Source organism: Planomonospora sp. ID67723, assembly GCF_015711605.1.
GTDB lineage: Bacteria > Actinomycetota > Actinomycetes > Streptosporangiales > Streptosporangiaceae > Planomonospora_A.
Genome location: NZ_JABTEZ010000001.1, coordinates 599,658 through 615,594, shown reverse-complemented (window position 1 = coordinate 615,594; position 15,937 = coordinate 599,658). Strand labels below are relative to the sequence as shown.

The window sequence follows — 15,937 nt, the reverse complement described above, 5'->3', positions numbered from 1 at the left end:
TCCCGGATCCTCGCAGAACCCCGCGGATCCCGGTGAGCTCCCCGCGTCCTCCACGGATCCGGAGCCCGGCGTCATCGCGGCCGGTCGACCGGGCGGTCTGGGTCAGCCGGAGCGCCGCCAGCCGGCGAGCACCCGGTCGACGGCGGACCGGATCCGGTCCCGGGCCTCGGCCCGGGGCACGCCCGCCATCAGCAGCCGGTCGTAGTCGGTGTCGAGGTGCCGCACCGAGGCGATCACGGCGAGTGTGACGGCGTTCTCGTCGAGGACCCGGGCGGCGGCCGTACGCCCCACCCGGCCGCTGCCCCGCTCCCCGGCATGCCGGGCGATCTCCCCGGCCCGCTCGGGCGGGCAGCCGGGGAACATCCGGAGGATCTCCCCGGCCATCCCGGCCTGGAACCGCACATCCTCATCGGCCCGCCGTTCCCGGTCGCGCTCGCGGCGGCGCAGCCGTACCTCCTCGTCGGCCAGGCACTGCTCCTCGGCCAGCGCCAGCGCGGCCTCCTCCACCAGGATCCCCAGGCGTTCGTACCGCTTGCGCCGGGGGTTGAAGCGGACCACCACGGCGGCCAGCCCGCTCTCCTTCTTCGCCCGGCGGCTGAGCGCCGCGTTGCCCGCGGGGAGGAGGACCAGGTGGTCCAGGTCCGCGCAGGTCAGGCAGCGGGGATCACCGTCCTCCATGATCAGGTAGGGGCCGGTCCCGCGGCAGTCCGCGCACTCCCACGCCGTGAGCGGCTCGACCACCGTCAGGTCGGGCGCCTTGCTCTGCCGTTCGGCGAGCCGCCTGCGCCGCGCCTCGCTCATCTCCGGGGAGATCCAGTGCACCCGGAAGGCGGTGTCGTCTCCCTGCGAGAGGAAGCGGAGCGGGCCCCGGTCGCGGGCAGCCGAGAGGTAGGGGGTCTCGCTGGGCGTGAGCCCCCGCTCCTCGGCCCACCGCCGCAGGATCGCCACCGCGTCGGTCATCTTTGCGCCGTCCACGGCCGCGAGCTGCTCCAGCGCGGCCGCCCGGCCCTGCCGCCAGGTGTCCACGTGCCGGGCGTGCAGCCAGCGCACGCCGGTGAGCACGTCGATCGCGGTCACGAACTTCCGCTGCGCGAGGGCGGCCTCCGCCGCCTCCACGACCCGCCGGTCAAGCTTCGCCACCGCCCCAGCTTGCCGCATCCTCGCGGCGGGCGAGGACGGCATGCGCCGAAGGGACGCTGCCAGGCTGCTGTGGCGGGTCAGCCGCGGCAGGTCAGAAGTACCACGGGAAGGGGCTCCAGTCGGGATCCCGCTTCTCCAGGAACGAGTCGCGGCCCTCGACCGCCTCGTCGGTCATGTAGGCCAGGCGGGTGGTCTCACCCGCGAAGAGCTGCTGGCCGACGAGGCCGTCGTCGACCAGGTTGAAGGAGTACTTCAGCATGCGCTGGGCCATCGGGCTCTTGCCGTTGACCTTCCTGGCCCACTCCAGCGCGGTCTTCTCCAGCTCCGCGTGCGGCACCACGGCGTTGACCATGCCCATCCGGTGGGCGTCCTCGGCGCTGTAGGTGTCGCCGAGGAAGAAGATCTCGCGGGCGAACTTCTGGCCCACCTGGCGGGCGAGGTAGGCGGAGCCGTACCCGCCGTCGAAGCTGGCCACGTCGGCGTCGGTCTGCTTGAACCGGGCGTGCTCGCGGCTGGCGAGCGTCAGGTCGGCCACCACGTGCAGGCTGTGCCCGCCGCCCGCCGCCCAGCCCGGCACCACGCAGATCACGACCTTCGGCATGAACCGGATGAGCCGCTGGACCTCCAGGATGTGCAGGCGGCCCGCGCGCGCCGGGTCGACGCTCTCGGCGGTCTCCCCGGCGGCGTACCTGTAGCCGTCGCGCCCCCGGATGCGCTGGTCGCCGCCGGAGCAGAACGCCCACCCGCCGTCCTTCGGCGAGGGACCGTTGCCGGTGAGGAGCACGCAGCCCACGTCGCTGCTCATCCGGGCGTGGTCGAGCGCGCGGTAGAGCTCGTCCACCGTCGACGGCCGGAACGCGTTGCGGACCTCGGGCCGGTTGAACGCGATGCGCACCGTCCCGTGGTCCACTGCGCGGTGGTAGGTGATGTCGGTGAAGTCGAATCCCTCGACCTCACGCCACGCCGCCGGGTCGAACAGCTCAGAGATCATGCCTGTCATCCGGGACAGATTAGTAGGCGACGGCGTAGCCGGTGAAACGCTTGGCCATGAAGGGGGCCTTGAACTTCGGGTAGGCGACCGTCCTGACGTCGCCGTCCGAGGTGAAGCGCTCGCCGGGGTTCTTCTCCAGCCAGTCGAGCCAGGCGGTGGAGCAGAACTTGACGCAGTCGCCCTTCTTGTCCATCGACCGGATCCGCGGGATGCCGAGCGGGTCGAAGTCCTTGTTGAACGGCGAGGCCCCGGGCGTGTACCCGGCGAGGAACACCCCGCCGTAGTCGTAGGAGACCTTCCCCGACGCGCCCTTGCGGCCCCACTCCTTGGTGCTCGGCTGGTTGCCGTACGGCAGCGCCAGCGTCACCGGCTTGGCGGGGATCAGGTCGGTGATGAGCCGGTGCCCCGCGGCGATCTCGTCGTGCACCTGCTTCTTCGGCTTGCCGAGCAGGTTCTCGTGGTTCTTGGTGTGGTTGCCGATGTCGAAGCCGTTCTCGTGGAGCCACATCAGCATCTGCGTCTGCTCCTCGGGCGTGGCCTTGCCGAACATGTCGCGCGTCACGTAGAAGGTGGCCACCGGGCGGAACCCCGGGTTGTTCTTGGCGACGTCCTGCAGGATGCCGATGGCGGTGTCCGGCGCCGGCATGCCCGACCCGTCCAAGGTGAGCTGCGACGGTGACGAGTCGTCGAAGGTGAGGACGACCGGGTGGCGTCCCTCCGGGATACCGATCTTCCCGGTGACGTACTCGGCCGCCGTGATCGGGACGTAGCCCTCCTTGGCCAGCCGCTCCAGCTCCGTGCGGAACTGCTTGGGGGTGCGGTCATCCGTGTTCGTCGGTTTCTCGATCACCCGGTGGTACATCAGGACGGGAATCTGGCCCAGCTCGTTGGCCTTGGCCTTGGCCGCCCTGGCCTTCCTGGCCTTCAGTGCGGTCGCCTTCTCCGCCGCGGCCGCCGACGCCTTGGCGGCGGCCGTGACCTTTTTGTCCTCAGGTTCGCTCTGCCACGGCATGCATGCGGTCAGGGCGGCCCCTGCCGCCACGACCGCCACGCCGGTCCTGCTGATCCTCAGACGGCTCATCGCGTCTCCCCAGCTCACTGACAATACGCAGCTTCTCCCCGGCGGGCCCGCGGGTTCATCTCGGCGTCGGGCAAAGACTTCGTAGGAAACCGCGGGCCCGGGAAGGACGACGTGGCAGGCGAAGAGCGCCGGGCGGAGCCGTACCGGGTGCTACGGCGTGGCGAGGGCGGGGACGGAGGAGACGAGCGGCTGCTTCCCCGGGACGCGCCGGGCGGGCGCCTTGGCGGGGGCTTTGACGGCCTGGGGCCGCGGCGCCTTCGCCTCGGCGGCGTCGAGGTATCCGCCGTGCTGGTCGTGGCGGTCGGCGTCGTCGTCGTCGAACCACAGGCCGCCGTCGGCGAGATAGCGGAAGCAGATGCCCCGATCGGCGGGGAGGGTGACGGTCACCTGGTAGATGCCGTCGTCCTTCGGCTGCATCGGGTGGGCGTAGGGGTCCCAGCCGTTGAAGTCGCCGACCAGGGAGACTCCGCCGGAGACGCGGTCCGCCGGCACGGTGAAGGTGATCTTGACCTGGCCGTTCTTGGTGGGCTTGGCGCGCTTGATCACTGAGGTCCTCCTGAACTCGTTGCCTGATTGCCTCGTGGCCGCCACCTCGGCGAGGGGCGCCTACGGGGTGTCCCTGACCCCGGCTGCGCGCCTTCCCGCCGGTCAGTGGAGAGGACTCCCGCGCCGATCGCGGAAGGCCGGAATCCATGACATCCGAATGCCGGTGCGGACCATGAGAATCTTCAGTCCTGGTCCCCGGCCGGTGACCGGGACACACTGGCCGTTGGACAGGATTTACGTCAGCGTGCCGCTATCCGGACTTCTCGGCGGATCTCTGCTCGACGCGGACCGGAGTTCAGTACGGGCCGGTGGTGTCGAAGTAGCGGCGGGGGACGTCGACGAGCATGGTGGTGATCTGCTGCTCGGTGACTCCGTGCTCGCGGAGGTAGGGCAGCACATCCTGTTCGATGTGCAGATAGTGCCACTGCGGCAGGAAGGCCATGACGGCCGGGTCGACCCAGTCGATGTAGCAGGAGGCGTCCTGCGAGAGCACCATCTGCCCGGCGAAGCCGCGCCGGCACATCTCGACGACGATGTCGGCGCGGGCCTCGAAGGTGGTGTCGAGGTTGATGCCGAAGCGGTCCATGCCGAGGATGAAACCGGCCTCGGCGAGCTCGGTGAGGTGGTCGGCGTCGGTGGTGTCACCGCTGTGCCCGAGCACGACGCGGCCGGGGTCGACGCCCTCCTCCTCGCAGAGCACCCGCCTGACCTCCAGCCCCGTCCGGCTGCCGGGATGGGTGTGCACGGTGACCGGGGCGCCGGTCCGCCGGTGGGCCCTGGCGACCGCCCGCATCACCCGCTCGACGCCTCCGGTCATGCCGGCCCGGTCGATGGCGCACTTCAGGAAGGCGGCCTTCACTCCGGTGCCGGCGATGCCGTCCACGATGTCCCCGACGAACATGTCGACCATGGGGTCGGGGATTTCCGTGCCGAGCGCGGCGTTGAGCGCCGGTCCCCGGTGGTGGAAGAAGAACGGCACGTCGCCGTAGGTGTAGCAGCCGGTGGCGACGACGATGTTGAGCTCCGGGACCTGCTCGGCGATGCGCCGGATGCGTGGGATGTACCTTCCCAGGCCGATGACCGTGGGGTCGACGATCGTGCGCACGCCCTGGGCGGCCAGGGCCCGGAGCCTGCCCACCGCGTCCGCGACGCGTTCGTCCTCGTCGCCCCACTCGCCGGGATGGTTCTGCTGCACGTCGGCGGTGAGGACGAACACGTGCTCGTGCATGTAGGTGCGGCCGAGTTCGGCGGTGTCGACGGGGCCGAGGGCGGTGTGGATCCGGGGCATCGAGGGGCCTTCCTTCCGTCGAACCGGCCGTCCTATGAACGTACCGACCGTTTGGTATGTTGTCACCGTCCTCGACGAAGGAGTTCCCCGTGCACATCGCGACCAGCATCCGCCACGAGCACCGCCGCCGGAGCGTGCGCCCATGAGCTCCACGGTGCACGAGGCCGGAGAGGTCCGGCAGGAGGACGCGTTCGACGTCGCCGCGCTGCACGCCTGGCTCGCGGCCCGGGTTCCGGACCTGGCCGGTCCGCCGGAGGTGCGGCAGTTCGGCGGGGGCGTGTCGAACCTGACCTACCTGCTCCGGTACGGCGGGCGCGACCTGATCATGCGCCGGCCGCCCCGCGGACACAAGGCCGCCTCCGCCCACGACATGCGGCGCGAGTTCACCGTGCAGCAGCGGCTCCGGCCCCACTTCGGCGCGGTGCCGGAGATGGTCGCCTTCTGCGACGACCCGGCGGTCCTGGGGGGCGACTTCTACGTGATGGAGCGCGTCGAGGGCACGATCCTGCGCCGCGAGCTCCCGCCCGGCGTGGTGCTCGACGAGGCGCAGGCCAGGACCCTGGGCCACACCGTGGTCGACACGCTGGCCGACCTGCACGCGGTGGACCCGGACCGGGCGGGCCTCGGCGACCTGGGCCGGGGGCCGGGATACGTCCGCAGGCAGGTGGAGGGCTGGTCGCGGCGCTACCGGGGCGCGCTGACCGACGACGTGCCCGACGGCGAGGACGTGATGGCCTGGCTGGCCGCGCACCAGCCGCAGGACGCCGCGACCCGCCTGATCCACAACGACTGGAAGCTGGACAACCTGGTCCTGGACCTGGACGGCCCGCCGCGCGTCGTGGGCGTCCTGGACTGGGAGATGGCCACCGTCGGCGACCCGCTGATGGAGCTGGGCTCCGCCATGGCCTACTGGATCACGGCGGACGACGACGAGATGTACGCCCTCCTGCGCGGTCAGCCCACCCACCTGCCCGGGATGCCGACGCGCGAGGAGTTCGTCCGGCGCTACCTGACCCGCACCGGCCTTCGGATGGAGCGGTGGGAGTTCTACGAGGTGTTCGGCCTGTTCCGGCTGGCGGTGATCGCCCAGCAGATCTGGTTCCGCTACCGGGCCGGCCAGACCACCAACCCGGCGTTCGCCTCGTTCGGCGGCGCCGTGCGGATTCTGCTCGACCGCGCCTCATCCCTCGCCCGCAGGCCGCCGGCGAGCGCCCGCGGACCGTACTGAAGGAGATCACATGGCCATCGACTTCACACTCGCCCCCGAGCACGAGGAGATTCGCCGGCGTGTACGGGCCTTCATCCAGGAGACCGTCATCCCGGCCGTCAAGGGCTTCGACGACGAGGAGAGGGTCACCAGCCGGGAGGAGTACATCCGGGTCATCCTGGAGCTGCGCGGCAAGGCGCAGGCCGAGGGGCTCTGGCTGCCGCACATGCCCAAGGAGTGGGGCGGCATGGGCCTGGGCCACGTCGAGCTGGCGATGGTGCAGTCAGAGGCGGCCAAGACCCGGCTCGGGCCGTGGATCCTCAACTGCGCGGCCCCCGACGAGGGCAACATGCACACGCTGCTGCACTGGGGCACCGACGAGCAGAAGGAGAAGTACCTCAGGCCGCTGCTCCAGGGCGTCAAGATGTCCTGCTTCGCGATGACCGAGCCCGAGGTCGCCGGCTCCGACCCCACGCTCATCCGCACGCACGCCGTCAAGGACGGCGACGAGTGGGTCATCAACGGTCACAAGTGGTTCATCTCCAACGCCCGCCGCGCGAGCTTCGCCATCCTCATCGCCAAGACCGAGCTCGACATGCCCGAGGGGGCCCGCGGCGCCAACACCGCCTTCCTCGTCGACCTGCCGCAGGAGGGCTGGAAGGACGTCCGCGAGGTCGAGACGATGCACGGCTCGACCGGCCACAGCGAGATCGTCATCACCGACCTGCGAGTGCCGGACAGCCAGATCCTCGGCGGGCGCGGCAACGGCCACCGCCTGGGCCAGTACCGGCTCGGCCCGGCCCGGCTGGCGCACTGCATGCGCTGGATCTCGCAGGCCGAGACGGCGCTCGACATGATGGTCGGGCGGGCCCTCAGCCGCTACAGCCACGGCTCGCTGCTAGCCGAGAAGCAGGGCATCCAGTGGCTCATCGCCGACTCGGCCATGGAGCTCTACCAGTGCAAGCTCATGGTCCTGCACGCCGCCTCGAAGATCGACAAGGGTGAGGACTTCCGTACCGAGGTCTCGATGGCCAAGCACTTCGTGGCCAACAGCCTCAACCGGATCGTCGACCGGGCGATCCAGGTGCACGGCGCGCTGGGCTACTCGACCGACACCCCGCTGGCCCACATGTTCCAGCACGCCCGCTGGGCGCGGTTCGCCGACGGAGCCGACGAGATCCACCAGATGCGCATCGCCGAACGCACGATCGCGGCCTACCGGGCCACGGGTTCGACCAACGCCGCCACCGGAGGGCTGCCACTGTGAGTGAGACGGGAAACCAGTTCGCCGGAGACGGCGCGGGAATGCTCAGCGGGATCGGGGAGAGCCGGCCCGCGGGCGCGTTCAACGCGGTCCGCGGCGACCGCCTGGAGGGCAAGGTCGCGCTCGTCACGGGCGGCGGGAACGGCATCGGCGCCGCGGTGGCCCGCCGGCTCGCGCAGGGCGGGGCGAAGGTCGTCGTCGCCGACGTCGACGACGCGGCGGGGAAGGGCGTCGCCGACGAGGTCGGCGGGTTGTTCACCCACTGCGACGTGACGCGGCTGGAGGACAACGAGGCCGCGGTCGCCACCGCCGTCGAGCGGTACGGCAGGCTCGACCTGGCCTTCCTCAACGCCGGCATCGCCTCGGGCTGCGGACTGCGCGAGGACTTCGACGTCAAGCGCTACCGGCTGGCGATGGGCGTCAACCTCGACGGCGTGGTGTTCGGCGCGCACGCCGCGATCCCGGCGCTGCTGGCCGCGGGCGGCGGCACGATCGTGGCGACCGCGAGCATGGCGGGCATCGTCGGCATCCCGTCCGACCCCATCTACTCCGCCAACAAGCACGCCGTCGTCGGGCTCGTCCGCTCACTCGCCCAGGATCTCGCGCCGCTGGGAGTCAAGGTGCAGGCGCTGTGCCCGTCGTTCGCCGACACGGCGATCCTGGGTGAGGGCAAAGCCCTGCTCGAGCAGATCGGCTTCCCGATCCTGGAGGTCTCGGAAGTGGTCGACACCTTCTTCCGGCTGCTCGACAGCGACGACACCGGCGAGTGCTGGTTCGTGGTCCCGGGCCGGGAGAGTCAGCCTTTCGCCTTCCGCAGGGCCCCCGGCCCCCGCGCCTGATCGCTCTGAGTGATGTTGCCGTCACTTTAAGCTTCCATTGGGCGATGCTGATGCGTAGGATCGGCTTATCCCGAGGCTGAAAGTCGGGAGAGGAGCCGAGAAATGCGTGGACGGCCCGAAGCCGAACGTCATCATCTGTCCTGCCCGGTGTGCGGGGCGCTTCCCGGCACGAGCTGCCTGCAGGACGGCGCGGAGCTGGAGGAGGTCCATCCCTCCCGGCGGATGCCGATCGCCGAGCGCAACTGGCGGTCGGCGTCGGGCTGGATCCCGCCGGAGCTGCAGCGCACCCCCTGAGACGGCCGAACTCCGGCCGGGTCCACCGCCCGCGGCCCGGCCGGAGTCCGGTTCCCCGTCCGACCGGGAAGGACGGCCGTCAGGCGCGGCGCGAGCGCATCGCCTTGAGAACGGTGACGCCGTCCTCGTCCCCCGCGGCGATCCGCCGGTAGGCGTCCGACTCCATGGGACACAGCGAGATCCTGCCCTCCGCGTCGAAGAGCAGTCCCCAGCCGAACTTCTTCGGCAGCGGTGAGGCGCGAAGGCAGGCCTGGGGCTTGGAGAAGAAGGCGTCCCGCAGCCGGGCGACCTCGTTCGCCGATCTCTCCGCGGGCTCCTGCCGCCGCAGCCACGTATGGAACAGCACATCCTCCTGGGTGAGCGTGCCCGGAGCCTCCGCGATCATCCGGTGCTGCAGGCTCGCGACGGTGGGCTTGTCACCCCGCTCCGGCGGCACGACGCTCGCGGAGACCGGGCAGTCCTCCGCGACCACGATCAGGGTCCGGTAGTAGTTCAGATCCACTGAGTTCCTTCCGATCGAGGACCCGGCGGGCCGAGCCTCGCATCCGGCGGTTCGTCCGCTCTGGTCGGCCGAGGGTGATTCTACGGTGAAATGCACTGATCACCGGGAAGGGCGCTGGCACAATGCGGGCATGCGATGCACCCAGTGCGACGGCGAGGACCTCGAACCCGGCTTCATCGAGGACAGCGGTGAGCACTCCAAGGGGTACGCCCGGTGGATCCAGGGCAGTCTGGAACGCGGGCTGTTCGGCGGAGCCAAACGCCTGGGAAAGACACGTTGGATCATCGACGCCTTCCGGTGCGTCCGGTGTTCCCACCTCGAACTGTTCGTCCGGCCGAAAGACTGACCCCGGCCCGTCACCGCGCCCGGCGGCGGATCACCACGACCAGGTCGACGGCGGCGACGAGCGCGAGCAGGGCCATCGCCGCAGCCAGCGGGGGAATCCCGTTGAGGGCGGCCACGACGGCGAAGGCGCCGCAGGTCACCAGGCCGAAGACGGCCAGCACCAGCCGGAGGGTGAGCGCGCTCCGCGGCGGCTCCTCGGTCGGGGACAGATACGACCAGGGGCGTCGCCGGAGCGCCCGCGAGAAGAAATCCTCACCCGGGCCCGGTCGTGCGGGTCCCTGGCGGGGGACGCTCAGGTGCTTTCTCATGACGGCCTCCTCCCCGTATACGACCCCCTACCCGCGCTGCCGCGGGTAAGCGGCGAGAGGGTCAGGCGTCCCGAGTCGAACGCGCCATTGTGGGTACGGCTCCCGCCATGGTTCAGCACATCGACCGCGACGCCGTACGCGACCTACTGGAGACCCGCGATGCCCAGCTCGTTGAGGTGCTGCCCAGGAAGGAATACGACTGGGCCCACCTGCCCGGCGCCCGGAACCTGCCGCTCAAGGAGCTGGACGCCCAGACCGCCGCGGAGCTCGACCGCTCCCGGCCGGTCGTCGTCTACTGTCACGACTCGATATGCGACATGAGCTCGAGGGCCGCCTCCCGGCTGGAGCGCCTGGGGTTCGGCGAGGTCTACGACTACGATGCGAGCAAGATGGACTGGCTCTCGGCGGACCTGCCGTACGAGGGGGAGGCGCTCCTCGTCTCCAGCGTGATGCGACGCGATCCGGTGGTCGCCTTCCCCGACGACCGGGTGGCGGAGCTCGAACCCCGGGTCGTCACCGATCCGGCGGGGATGGCCGTGGTGGCGCTGCGGGAAGGGAAGGTCGTCCAGGGCGTCGTCGGAGCCCGGGAACTGAAGGGCGCCGCGCCGGACGCCACGGCCGAGGAGATCATGCGCTTCGGCGTCACCACCGTCCGTCCCAGCGAGGAGCTGGGCGGGCTGCTGGAGCGGATGGACCAGGCGAAGATCCACACGATGGTCGTGACACGGACGGACGGGACACTCGCCGGCCTGCTCGCGACCGACGTCGTCCGGCCTCCGCAGAACGACTCGGACCTCTGAGCGGGAGTCTGCGTCGTTCCGGCCGGGACGGGCCCGTTCGTCCTGGTCCTGCGCCGGTGATCCGCGGCCGGAGAACCCGCGGGACAGGGTGGGGGCGTTCGCCGGGAGAGCCGCCGGACGGGAATCCCGCTGCCGGAGGAAGCCCGAGGGGCAGGGATTCCGGTGGTGTTTTATCGGTTCTTTGCGAAAAGAATGTGAGCCGATATCCCGGGGGTGCCGTGAAACCAGTCGAGCTCGCACCGCGATGCGGTGCGAGCTCGATCAGGGAATTATCCGATGCGGATTACCGGGCGATCAGATCGCGGTAACCTGCTCCGCCTGCGGGCCCTTGGGGCCGTTGGTCGTCTCGAAGACAACCCGCTGGTTCTCTTCCAGGCTGCGGTAGCCACCGGTAGTGATCGCCGAGAAGTGCACGAACACGTCGGCACTACCGTCGTCGGGCGCGATGAACCCGAAACCCTTTTCGGCGTTGAACCACTTCACGGTACCTTCGGTCACTGCTTCTCCTTCAAGGGAGCCTCGCCGAGCCGCCAAGTCGACGGCACGGGGCTGCGCTGCGGGCTGGTGTGCATCAGCCGACCTTGGTCGGGAGAAGCGAAAGCCCGCTGTCAAAAACTTCCCGCGGGCGCTTCTAAGAAAGACGTTCGAGGAAAACTGCGACTGCAACTTTCAATACGATACCCGCTGGTGTGTGGGCGTGTCAATTCTGCTGAAATTCCGACGGAAAAATCTGGATTTTTCGCAAACGTGAGGATGCTCTGCGCCGCAGGTGCGGGGCCGGGTGGCAGGCGTGACGGTTTCCGGGCGGCGGCCCCCGTCAGGGCCGGGGCACGGGCTCCTAGAAGAGCGCCGGGACGGTGGCGCTGCCCGCCCGCTCCAGCTCACCGGGGGTGAACAGCCGGATCGTGCCGTACTCGCCGTCGTACCCGGCGTCCCGGATCACCTCGCCACGGCGCAGCCGGCCGACGGCCTCCGCGAGCCGCGGGGAGCAGGTCTCGATCTCGCCGACCGGCACGGCCTCCAGGATCGCCAGCTCGGGCCCGAGGGCGGCGACGAGCCGGTCGATCTCCCTGAGGACCCTCTTGCTCTGCGGCCCCACCCCGAGGACCTCGCCCACGATCTCCGGGAGCGGGACGAGGCTGCGGAAGCCCGCGGCGCCGTCCGGCCGGACGCCCTCCACCCGGTCGGCCAGCTCCTCGACCCGGCTCAGCACGCCCACGGTGAGCGGCTTTCCGCACGCCGGGCAGATCCCGCCGCGCGCACGGGTCTCCCTCGGCTCCATCCGGATGCCGCACTTGCGGTGCCCGTCGACGTGGTACCTGCCCTCCTCGGGGAAGAACTCGACCGTCCCCGCGTGCCCGTCGCCGGTCCGCAGCGCGCGCAGGACCGCGAAGTAGTCCAGGTCGGTCTCGAAGACCGTGGTCTCGCGGCCGACCCTGGGCGGCGAGTGCGCGTCGGAGTGGCTGACCAGCCGGTAGCGGTCCAGCCCGGAGACCCGCCAGTTCATGGCCGGGTCGCTGGAGAGCCCGGTCTCCAGGGCGAAGATGTGCCCGGCGAGGTCGCCGTAGCACTCCTCGACCGTGTCGAACCCGGACTTGGAGCCGAACACCCCGAACCAGGGCGTCCAGACGTGGGCGGGCACCAGGTAGGCGCCGTCGCCGCTGGCGAGAGTGATCTCCAGCAGGTCGCGGGAGTCCAGGCCGAGGACGGGCCGGCCGTCCGAGGCCAGGTCCCCGAAGCGCGTGAGCGCGCGGTTGAACGCCTCGGCCGCCTCGAAGCCCGGCATGTACACCAGGTGGTGGAGCTTGCGGGTGCGCCCGCCGCGCCGGTAGATCGTGGCGACCTCCACCGAGAGCATGAACCGCACCCGGCCGGAGTCCGCGCCGGACGGCAGCGTGCCGGGGGCGTCCCCGTCCGGCGCCGCTCCCGGATCCTCGCGCAGCCGGAACAGCCCCGGCTCCGCGGGCACGAGCCTCTCGCGCAGGTGGCCGAACCAGGCCGGATGGGTGAAGTCGCCGGTGCCCATCAGCGTGACGCCCTTGCGCAGAGCCCACCACGTCAGATGCTCCAGATCGCTGTCCCTGCTGCAGGCTCGGGAGTACTTCGAGTGGATGTGCAGGTCGGCATGGAAACGCATCCGTCGCATCTTCCCCGGAACGGGCCGGTTTAGCCCCGCTCTGCCGGAATCTTCGGCCCTCCGGGGTCGGCCGGCGGGGTCCGGGGCCCCGGTGGGGCCGCGGCGAGGTCCCCCCGGCGCCGCCCCCGATCCGATGTCGGGTGAGAGGATGCCCGGCATGATCGGATCGGAAGCGAAGTCGGATCTTCGCCGCTACCTCCAGACAGCACGTGAAGCCCTGCTGTGGAAGCTCGACGGCCTGTCGGAGTACGACATCCGCCGCCCGCTGACGCCCACCGGAACCAACCTGCTGGGGCTGGTCAAGCACATGGCGGGCGTCGAGCTGGGGTACTTCGGAGACACCTTTGCGAGGCCGTTCGCCGATCCTCCCGCCTGGTACGGCGAGGACGCCGAGCCCAACGCGGACATGTGGGCGACCGCCGACGAGTCCCGCGAGGAGATCGTCGGCCTCTACCGGCGGGTGTGGGCGCACGCGGACGCGACGATCGACGCGCTGGAGCTGGACGCGCCCGGCCGGGTGCCGTGGTGGGGCGAGCGGGGCCAGGTGACGCTGCACCTGATCCTGGTGCACGTGATCGCCGAGATCAACCGGCACGCCGGGCACGCCGACATCGTCAGGGAGCTCGTCGACGGGGCCGCCGGGCTGCGGGAGGGCAACGACAACCTGGCGCCGGGCGACCGGACGTGGTGGGAGGCCTACCGGGACCGGCTGGAGCGTGCGGCGAAGGAGGCCGGCCGGAGGTGAGGCGCGGGCCGGTCCGCGGGTGCCCGCGGGGTGTGAACCTTTGCGTGCTCCGGCGAGTCTCACGGGTGTAGGAGATCACGACCCGGGAGACTCCCCATGCCGCGCCCGCTCACCACCGCCGCCCTCACCGCGGCTCTCGCCCTCTGCGCCGCAGGTCCGGCCGTCGCGTCCGCAGCCGCTCCGTCGGTGCTGTACGGCTTCGCCTGGGCCGACGGGACCGGCACCCTGCGCATCACGCCGGCGAAGGCGACGCTCGTCAAGCAGTACGGCGTCCTGCGCTACACGCTCAAGCCCGTCCCGGGGGCCAAGGAGCGGCGCATCGACTACTCCGGCGCCGAGTTCCGCCGGATCACCGCCGAGTGCGACCTGAAGGAAACCGAGGGCGTCGTCAAGCTCGACAGGAAGGGGCTGGGCAGGACCCGATGCCAGGCGGCCGACCTGGCCGCCGCGCTCGGGAACGGTCCCGTGCCGATCCGGATCTCGCTCCTCGGCCAGGAGAAGCGGATCCACGAGTTCCTCGCCACGCCGACCGCCTCGAAGACCGCCTACGGCACGGTCAAGCGCGTCGACGGCACGACGGTCGTCTTCGCGAAGGGCAGGACCTCGGTCAAACTGGGCTACACCCTGCTGGACTTCAAGCGGGTGACCAGGAAGTGCGGCGACGCCTGGCTGGCCGGCCACGTGAACGCCGACCGCGACGGTCTCGGCACCAAGGCGTGCACCACCTCCGCCTTCACCGAAGCGCTGAAGGGCGCCGAGTACCCCGTCCTGGCCAAGGTGGAGTACGACCCGGTCAGGGGCCAGTTGCTCCAGGTCTGGGAGGTGTTCGGGGACGCGTAGCCCGGCCCGTCCGGCGCACCGGGCCGGTGGAGCCCGGTGCGCGGAGGCGGGCCCGGAGCCGTTACGGCTCCGGGCGGGCGGGGACACGCCGGGTCAGCCCGCGCATCCGGCGTACTCGTCGACGCGCCGGAGCATCGCGGCCAGCATGAGCGGGAACATGGCGACGTGCGCGACGAGCATCAGGCCCCCGCTGTCGATGACGCCCAGCCACAGCAGCGGGAAGAGCGGCACGACGGGGACGAACATGGCGGCGCACATCTCCAGCGTGCTCGCCCAGCCGTGGCCGCGGTAGCGCATCCAGGCGGCCATGCCGACGGACATGTTGAACGCCATGAGCAGGTAGGACAACTCGGGCTGGCGGTCGTGGGAGAAGCCGATGCCGACGGCGTCCAGGAGCATGCCGAGGGCGAACATCCCGACGAACATCGAGATGATCATTTCAACGTAGTGGCGGGCGAACCGGGACCAGCGGCGGCGAGGAGGGTGCGGTGCCGTCCGGGCGGGGGTGTGCGGTGCCGTCTGAGTCATGGCCCCACCCTGCTGCCGCGCCGGAGGCGCGCCAAGCCGGGCGCCCCTACAGGTCCGAAAACTTGGGTTCCCTGTCTTTCCGACATAGGGTCGCCGTATGAGGGAACGCCGTGTCGCCGTCGTCGGGTACGAGGCGGCGGAGCTGCTGGACATCGCCTGCGTGACCACGAGCCTGGTGAGCGCGAACTGGTACGGCGCCAAGCCCCCCTACCAGACGCGGCTGCTCACCCCGGGGGGTCTGCCCGTCACCTGCGGCACCGGGCTGACGCTGCAGGCCCAGGAGACGCTCGAACGGTTCACCGGGCCGCTCGACACGCTCATCGTCTCCGGCGGGATCGGGCACGAGGACGCCGCGGCCAACCGGGTGATCGTCGCCCACGTCCGCCGCCTGGCGCGAGAGAGCCGCCGCATCGCCTCGGTGTGCACGGGCACCACCATCCTGGCCGCAGCGGGCCTGCTGGACGGCCGCCGTGCCACCACCCACTGGGAGTGGGCCAAGAGGCTCGCCTCCCGCCACCCCGAGATCGCCGTCGATCCCGACCCGATCTTCATCCGGGACGGGAACATCTCCACGGCGGCCGGCGTCACCAGCGCCCTGGACCTCACCCTCGCCTTCATCGAGGAGGACAACGGCTCCCAGCTCGCGCGGAAGGTGGCACGGAATCTGGTGACCTACCTCCAGCGCCCCGGCAACCAGGCGCAGATGAGCATGTTCACCGCCCCGCCGTCGCCCGAGAACACCCTGGTCAAGCGGGTCGTCGACCATGTCACGGGCAATCTGGGCGCCGACCTGGCCACGGCGGCGCTGGCGGCCGGCGCGGGCGTGAGCGAGCGGCACCTGACCCGGTTGTTCCTCAAGCACCTCGGGCAGACGCCGGGCAGGTTCGTACGGCGGGCCCGCACCGAGGCCGCCGCGCACCTGCTCGTCTCCACCTCCCTGCCCATGGCCGCCGTGGCGGCCCGCTGCGGGTTCGGGACGGCCGAGACCCTGCGTCAGGCGTTCGTCGACCGGTACGGGATCCCGCCCTCCCGGTACCGGCTGGCGCAGGCCTCCGCGTAGCCCGCGGGGGCTCCTCGCCGGG

19 protein-coding genes are annotated in these 15,937 nt (G+C 70.9%); 9 read left to right on the top strand and 10 right to left on the bottom strand.

Features of this window, described 5'->3' with window-relative positions:
• Window positions 1-102 precede the first annotated feature (102 nt).
• The 5 genes from HS041_RS02805 to HS041_RS02785 form a co-directional block, all read right to left on the bottom strand.
• Window positions 103-1,140: a DUF2293 domain-containing protein gene (locus HS041_RS02805; RefSeq protein WP_307845145.1), complete on the bottom strand. Its 1,038-nt coding sequence runs from the start codon at window positions 1,138-1,140 to the stop codon at window positions 103-105.
• Between the two features lie 91 nt (window positions 1,141-1,231).
• Window positions 1,232-2,131 carry a 1,4-dihydroxy-2-naphthoyl-CoA synthase gene (locus HS041_RS02800; RefSeq protein WP_230878645.1) on the bottom strand — a complete coding sequence of 300 codons (900 nt, stop codon included), beginning with the start codon at window positions 2,129-2,131 and terminating at the stop codon, window positions 1,232-1,234.
• Between the two features lie 19 nt (window positions 2,132-2,150).
• Window positions 2,151-3,212, bottom strand: a complete 1,062-nt coding sequence (locus HS041_RS02795) for a polysaccharide deacetylase family protein (RefSeq protein ID WP_230878391.1) — start codon at window positions 3,210-3,212, stop codon at window positions 2,151-2,153.
• Between the two features lie 150 nt (window positions 3,213-3,362).
• Entirely contained in the window at window positions 3,363-3,758 is a 396-nt protein-coding gene (locus tag HS041_RS02790) for an isoamylase early set domain-containing protein (protein WP_196438950.1), read from the bottom strand.
• A gap of 295 nt (window positions 3,759-4,053) precedes the next feature.
• A complete protein-coding gene (locus HS041_RS02785) occupies window positions 4,054-5,046 on the bottom strand; it encodes a phosphotriesterase family protein (RefSeq protein WP_196438949.1) in 993 nt (330 codons plus the stop codon).
• 142 nt (window positions 5,047-5,188) lie between these two features.
• On the opposite strand from HS041_RS02785, the gene HS041_RS02780 reads away from it, so the two are divergent.
• From HS041_RS02780 to HS041_RS02765, 4 genes are all read left to right on the top strand, one after another.
• Complete coding sequence (locus HS041_RS02780) at window positions 5,189-6,274, top strand: phosphotransferase family protein (RefSeq protein ID WP_196438948.1); 1,086 nt, start codon at window positions 5,189-5,191, stop codon at window positions 6,272-6,274.
• Window positions 6,275-6,284: 10 nt separating this feature from the next.
• Window positions 6,285-7,520, top strand: a complete 1,236-nt coding sequence (locus HS041_RS02775) for an acyl-CoA dehydrogenase family protein (protein WP_196438947.1) — start codon at window positions 6,285-6,287, stop codon at window positions 7,518-7,520.
• A complete protein-coding gene (locus HS041_RS02770) occupies window positions 7,517-8,356 on the top strand; it encodes an SDR family oxidoreductase (protein ID WP_307845144.1) in 840 nt (279 codons plus the stop codon). The genes HS041_RS02775 and HS041_RS02770 overlap by 4 nt, the downstream gene beginning before the upstream one ends.
• Window positions 8,357-8,458: 102 nt before the next feature.
• Entirely contained in the window at window positions 8,459-8,650 is a 192-nt protein-coding gene (locus HS041_RS02765) for a zinc finger domain-containing protein (RefSeq protein WP_196438946.1), read from the top strand.
• 79 nt (window positions 8,651-8,729) lie between these two features.
• On the opposite strand, the gene HS041_RS02760 is transcribed toward HS041_RS02765, so the two are convergent.
• Complete coding sequence (locus HS041_RS02760) at window positions 8,730-9,152, bottom strand: DUF6157 family protein (protein WP_196438945.1); 423 nt, start codon at window positions 9,150-9,152, stop codon at window positions 8,730-8,732.
• A 130-nt stretch (window positions 9,153-9,282) separates the two neighbouring features.
• Here HS041_RS02760 and HS041_RS02755 point away from each other — a divergent pair, with 130 nt between their 5' ends.
• The gene (locus tag HS041_RS02755; RefSeq protein WP_196438944.1) at window positions 9,283-9,498 is read left to right on the top strand and encodes a hypothetical protein; all 216 of its coding nucleotides are present in this window, start codon (window positions 9,283-9,285) and stop codon (window positions 9,496-9,498) included.
• A 10-nt stretch (window positions 9,499-9,508) separates the two neighbouring features.
• On the opposite strand, the gene HS041_RS02750 is transcribed toward HS041_RS02755, so the two are convergent.
• Entirely contained in the window at window positions 9,509-9,805 is a 297-nt protein-coding gene (locus HS041_RS02750; protein WP_196438943.1) for a DUF6343 family protein, read from the bottom strand.
• 107 nt (window positions 9,806-9,912) lie between these two features.
• Here HS041_RS02750 and HS041_RS02745 point away from each other — a divergent pair, with 107 nt between their 5' ends.
• Window positions 9,913-10,605, top strand: a complete 693-nt coding sequence (locus HS041_RS02745) for a rhodanese-like domain-containing protein (RefSeq protein WP_196438942.1) — start codon at window positions 9,913-9,915, stop codon at window positions 10,603-10,605.
• A 294-nt stretch (window positions 10,606-10,899) separates the two neighbouring features.
• Here the strand turns inward: HS041_RS02745 and HS041_RS02740 are convergent, their stop codons facing one another.
• Window positions 10,900-11,103, bottom strand: a complete 204-nt coding sequence (locus tag HS041_RS02740) for a cold-shock protein (protein WP_196438941.1) — start codon at window positions 11,101-11,103, stop codon at window positions 10,900-10,902.
• 340 nt (window positions 11,104-11,443) lie between these two features.
• Entirely contained in the window at window positions 11,444-12,742 is a 1,299-nt protein-coding gene (locus tag HS041_RS02735) for an endonuclease Q family protein (protein ID WP_196438940.1), read from the bottom strand.
• A 157-nt stretch (window positions 12,743-12,899) separates the two neighbouring features.
• On the opposite strand from HS041_RS02735, the gene HS041_RS02730 reads away from it, so the two are divergent.
• On the top strand, window positions 12,900-13,487 hold the full coding sequence (locus HS041_RS02730) for a DinB family protein (RefSeq protein WP_230878390.1): 588 nt from the start codon (window positions 12,900-12,902) through the stop codon (window positions 13,485-13,487).
• Between the two features lie 96 nt (window positions 13,488-13,583).
• Window positions 13,584-14,327 carry a hypothetical protein gene (locus HS041_RS02725; protein ID WP_196438938.1) on the top strand — a complete coding sequence of 248 codons (744 nt, stop codon included), beginning with the start codon at window positions 13,584-13,586 and terminating at the stop codon, window positions 14,325-14,327.
• Between the two features lie 93 nt (window positions 14,328-14,420).
• Here HS041_RS02725 and HS041_RS02720 read toward each other — a convergent pair whose 3' ends face one another.
• Window positions 14,421-14,855, bottom strand: coding sequence for a hypothetical protein (locus HS041_RS02720; protein WP_196438937.1), 435 nt, complete (start codon window positions 14,853-14,855; stop codon window positions 14,421-14,423).
• Between the two features lie 97 nt (window positions 14,856-14,952).
• On the opposite strand from HS041_RS02720, the gene HS041_RS02715 reads away from it, so the two are divergent.
• Window positions 14,953-15,915: a GlxA family transcriptional regulator gene (locus HS041_RS02715; protein WP_196438936.1), complete on the top strand. Its 963-nt coding sequence runs from the start codon at window positions 14,953-14,955 to the stop codon at window positions 15,913-15,915.
• Window positions 15,916-15,937: the final 22 nt, after the last annotated feature.

Bases quoted from the DNA above. Each gene is read 5' to 3' on its own strand.
- HS041_RS02755 (WP_196438944.1), top strand. From the start codon at position 9,283: ATGCGATGCACCCAGTGCGACGGCGAGGACCTCGAACCCGGCTTCATC.
- HS041_RS02750 (WP_196438943.1), bottom strand. From the start codon at position 9,805: ATGAGAAAGCACCTGAGCGTCCCCCGCCAGGGACCCGCACGACCGGGC.
- HS041_RS02775 (WP_196438947.1), top strand. From the start codon at position 6,285: ATGGCCATCGACTTCACACTCGCCCCCGAGCACGAGGAGATTCGCCGG.
- HS041_RS02780 (WP_196438948.1), top strand. From the start codon at position 5,189: ATGAGCTCCACGGTGCACGAGGCCGGAGAGGTCCGGCAGGAGGACGCG.
- HS041_RS02715 (WP_196438936.1), top strand. From the start codon at position 14,953: ATGAGGGAACGCCGTGTCGCCGTCGTCGGGTACGAGGCGGCGGAGCTG.
- HS041_RS02745 (WP_196438942.1), top strand. From the start codon at position 9,913: ATGGTTCAGCACATCGACCGCGACGCCGTACGCGACCTACTGGAGACC.
- HS041_RS02720 (WP_196438937.1), bottom strand. From the start codon at position 14,855: ATGACTCAGACGGCACCGCACACCCCCGCCCGGACGGCACCGCACCCT.
- HS041_RS02735 (WP_196438940.1), bottom strand. From the start codon at position 12,742: ATGCGTTTCCATGCCGACCTGCACATCCACTCGAAGTACTCCCGAGCC.
- HS041_RS02765 (WP_196438946.1), top strand. From the start codon at position 8,459: ATGCGTGGACGGCCCGAAGCCGAACGTCATCATCTGTCCTGCCCGGTG.
- HS041_RS02725 (WP_196438938.1), top strand. From the start codon at position 13,584: ATGCCGCGCCCGCTCACCACCGCCGCCCTCACCGCGGCTCTCGCCCTC.
- HS041_RS02730 (WP_230878390.1), top strand. From the start codon at position 12,900: ATGATCGGATCGGAAGCGAAGTCGGATCTTCGCCGCTACCTCCAGACA.
- HS041_RS02795 (WP_230878391.1), bottom strand. From the start codon at position 3,212: ATGAGCCGTCTGAGGATCAGCAGGACCGGCGTGGCGGTCGTGGCGGCA.
- HS041_RS02800 (WP_230878645.1), bottom strand. From the start codon at position 2,131: ATGATCTCTGAGCTGTTCGACCCGGCGGCGTGGCGTGAGGTCGAGGGA.
- HS041_RS02785 (WP_196438949.1), bottom strand. From the start codon at position 5,046: ATGCCCCGGATCCACACCGCCCTCGGCCCCGTCGACACCGCCGAACTC.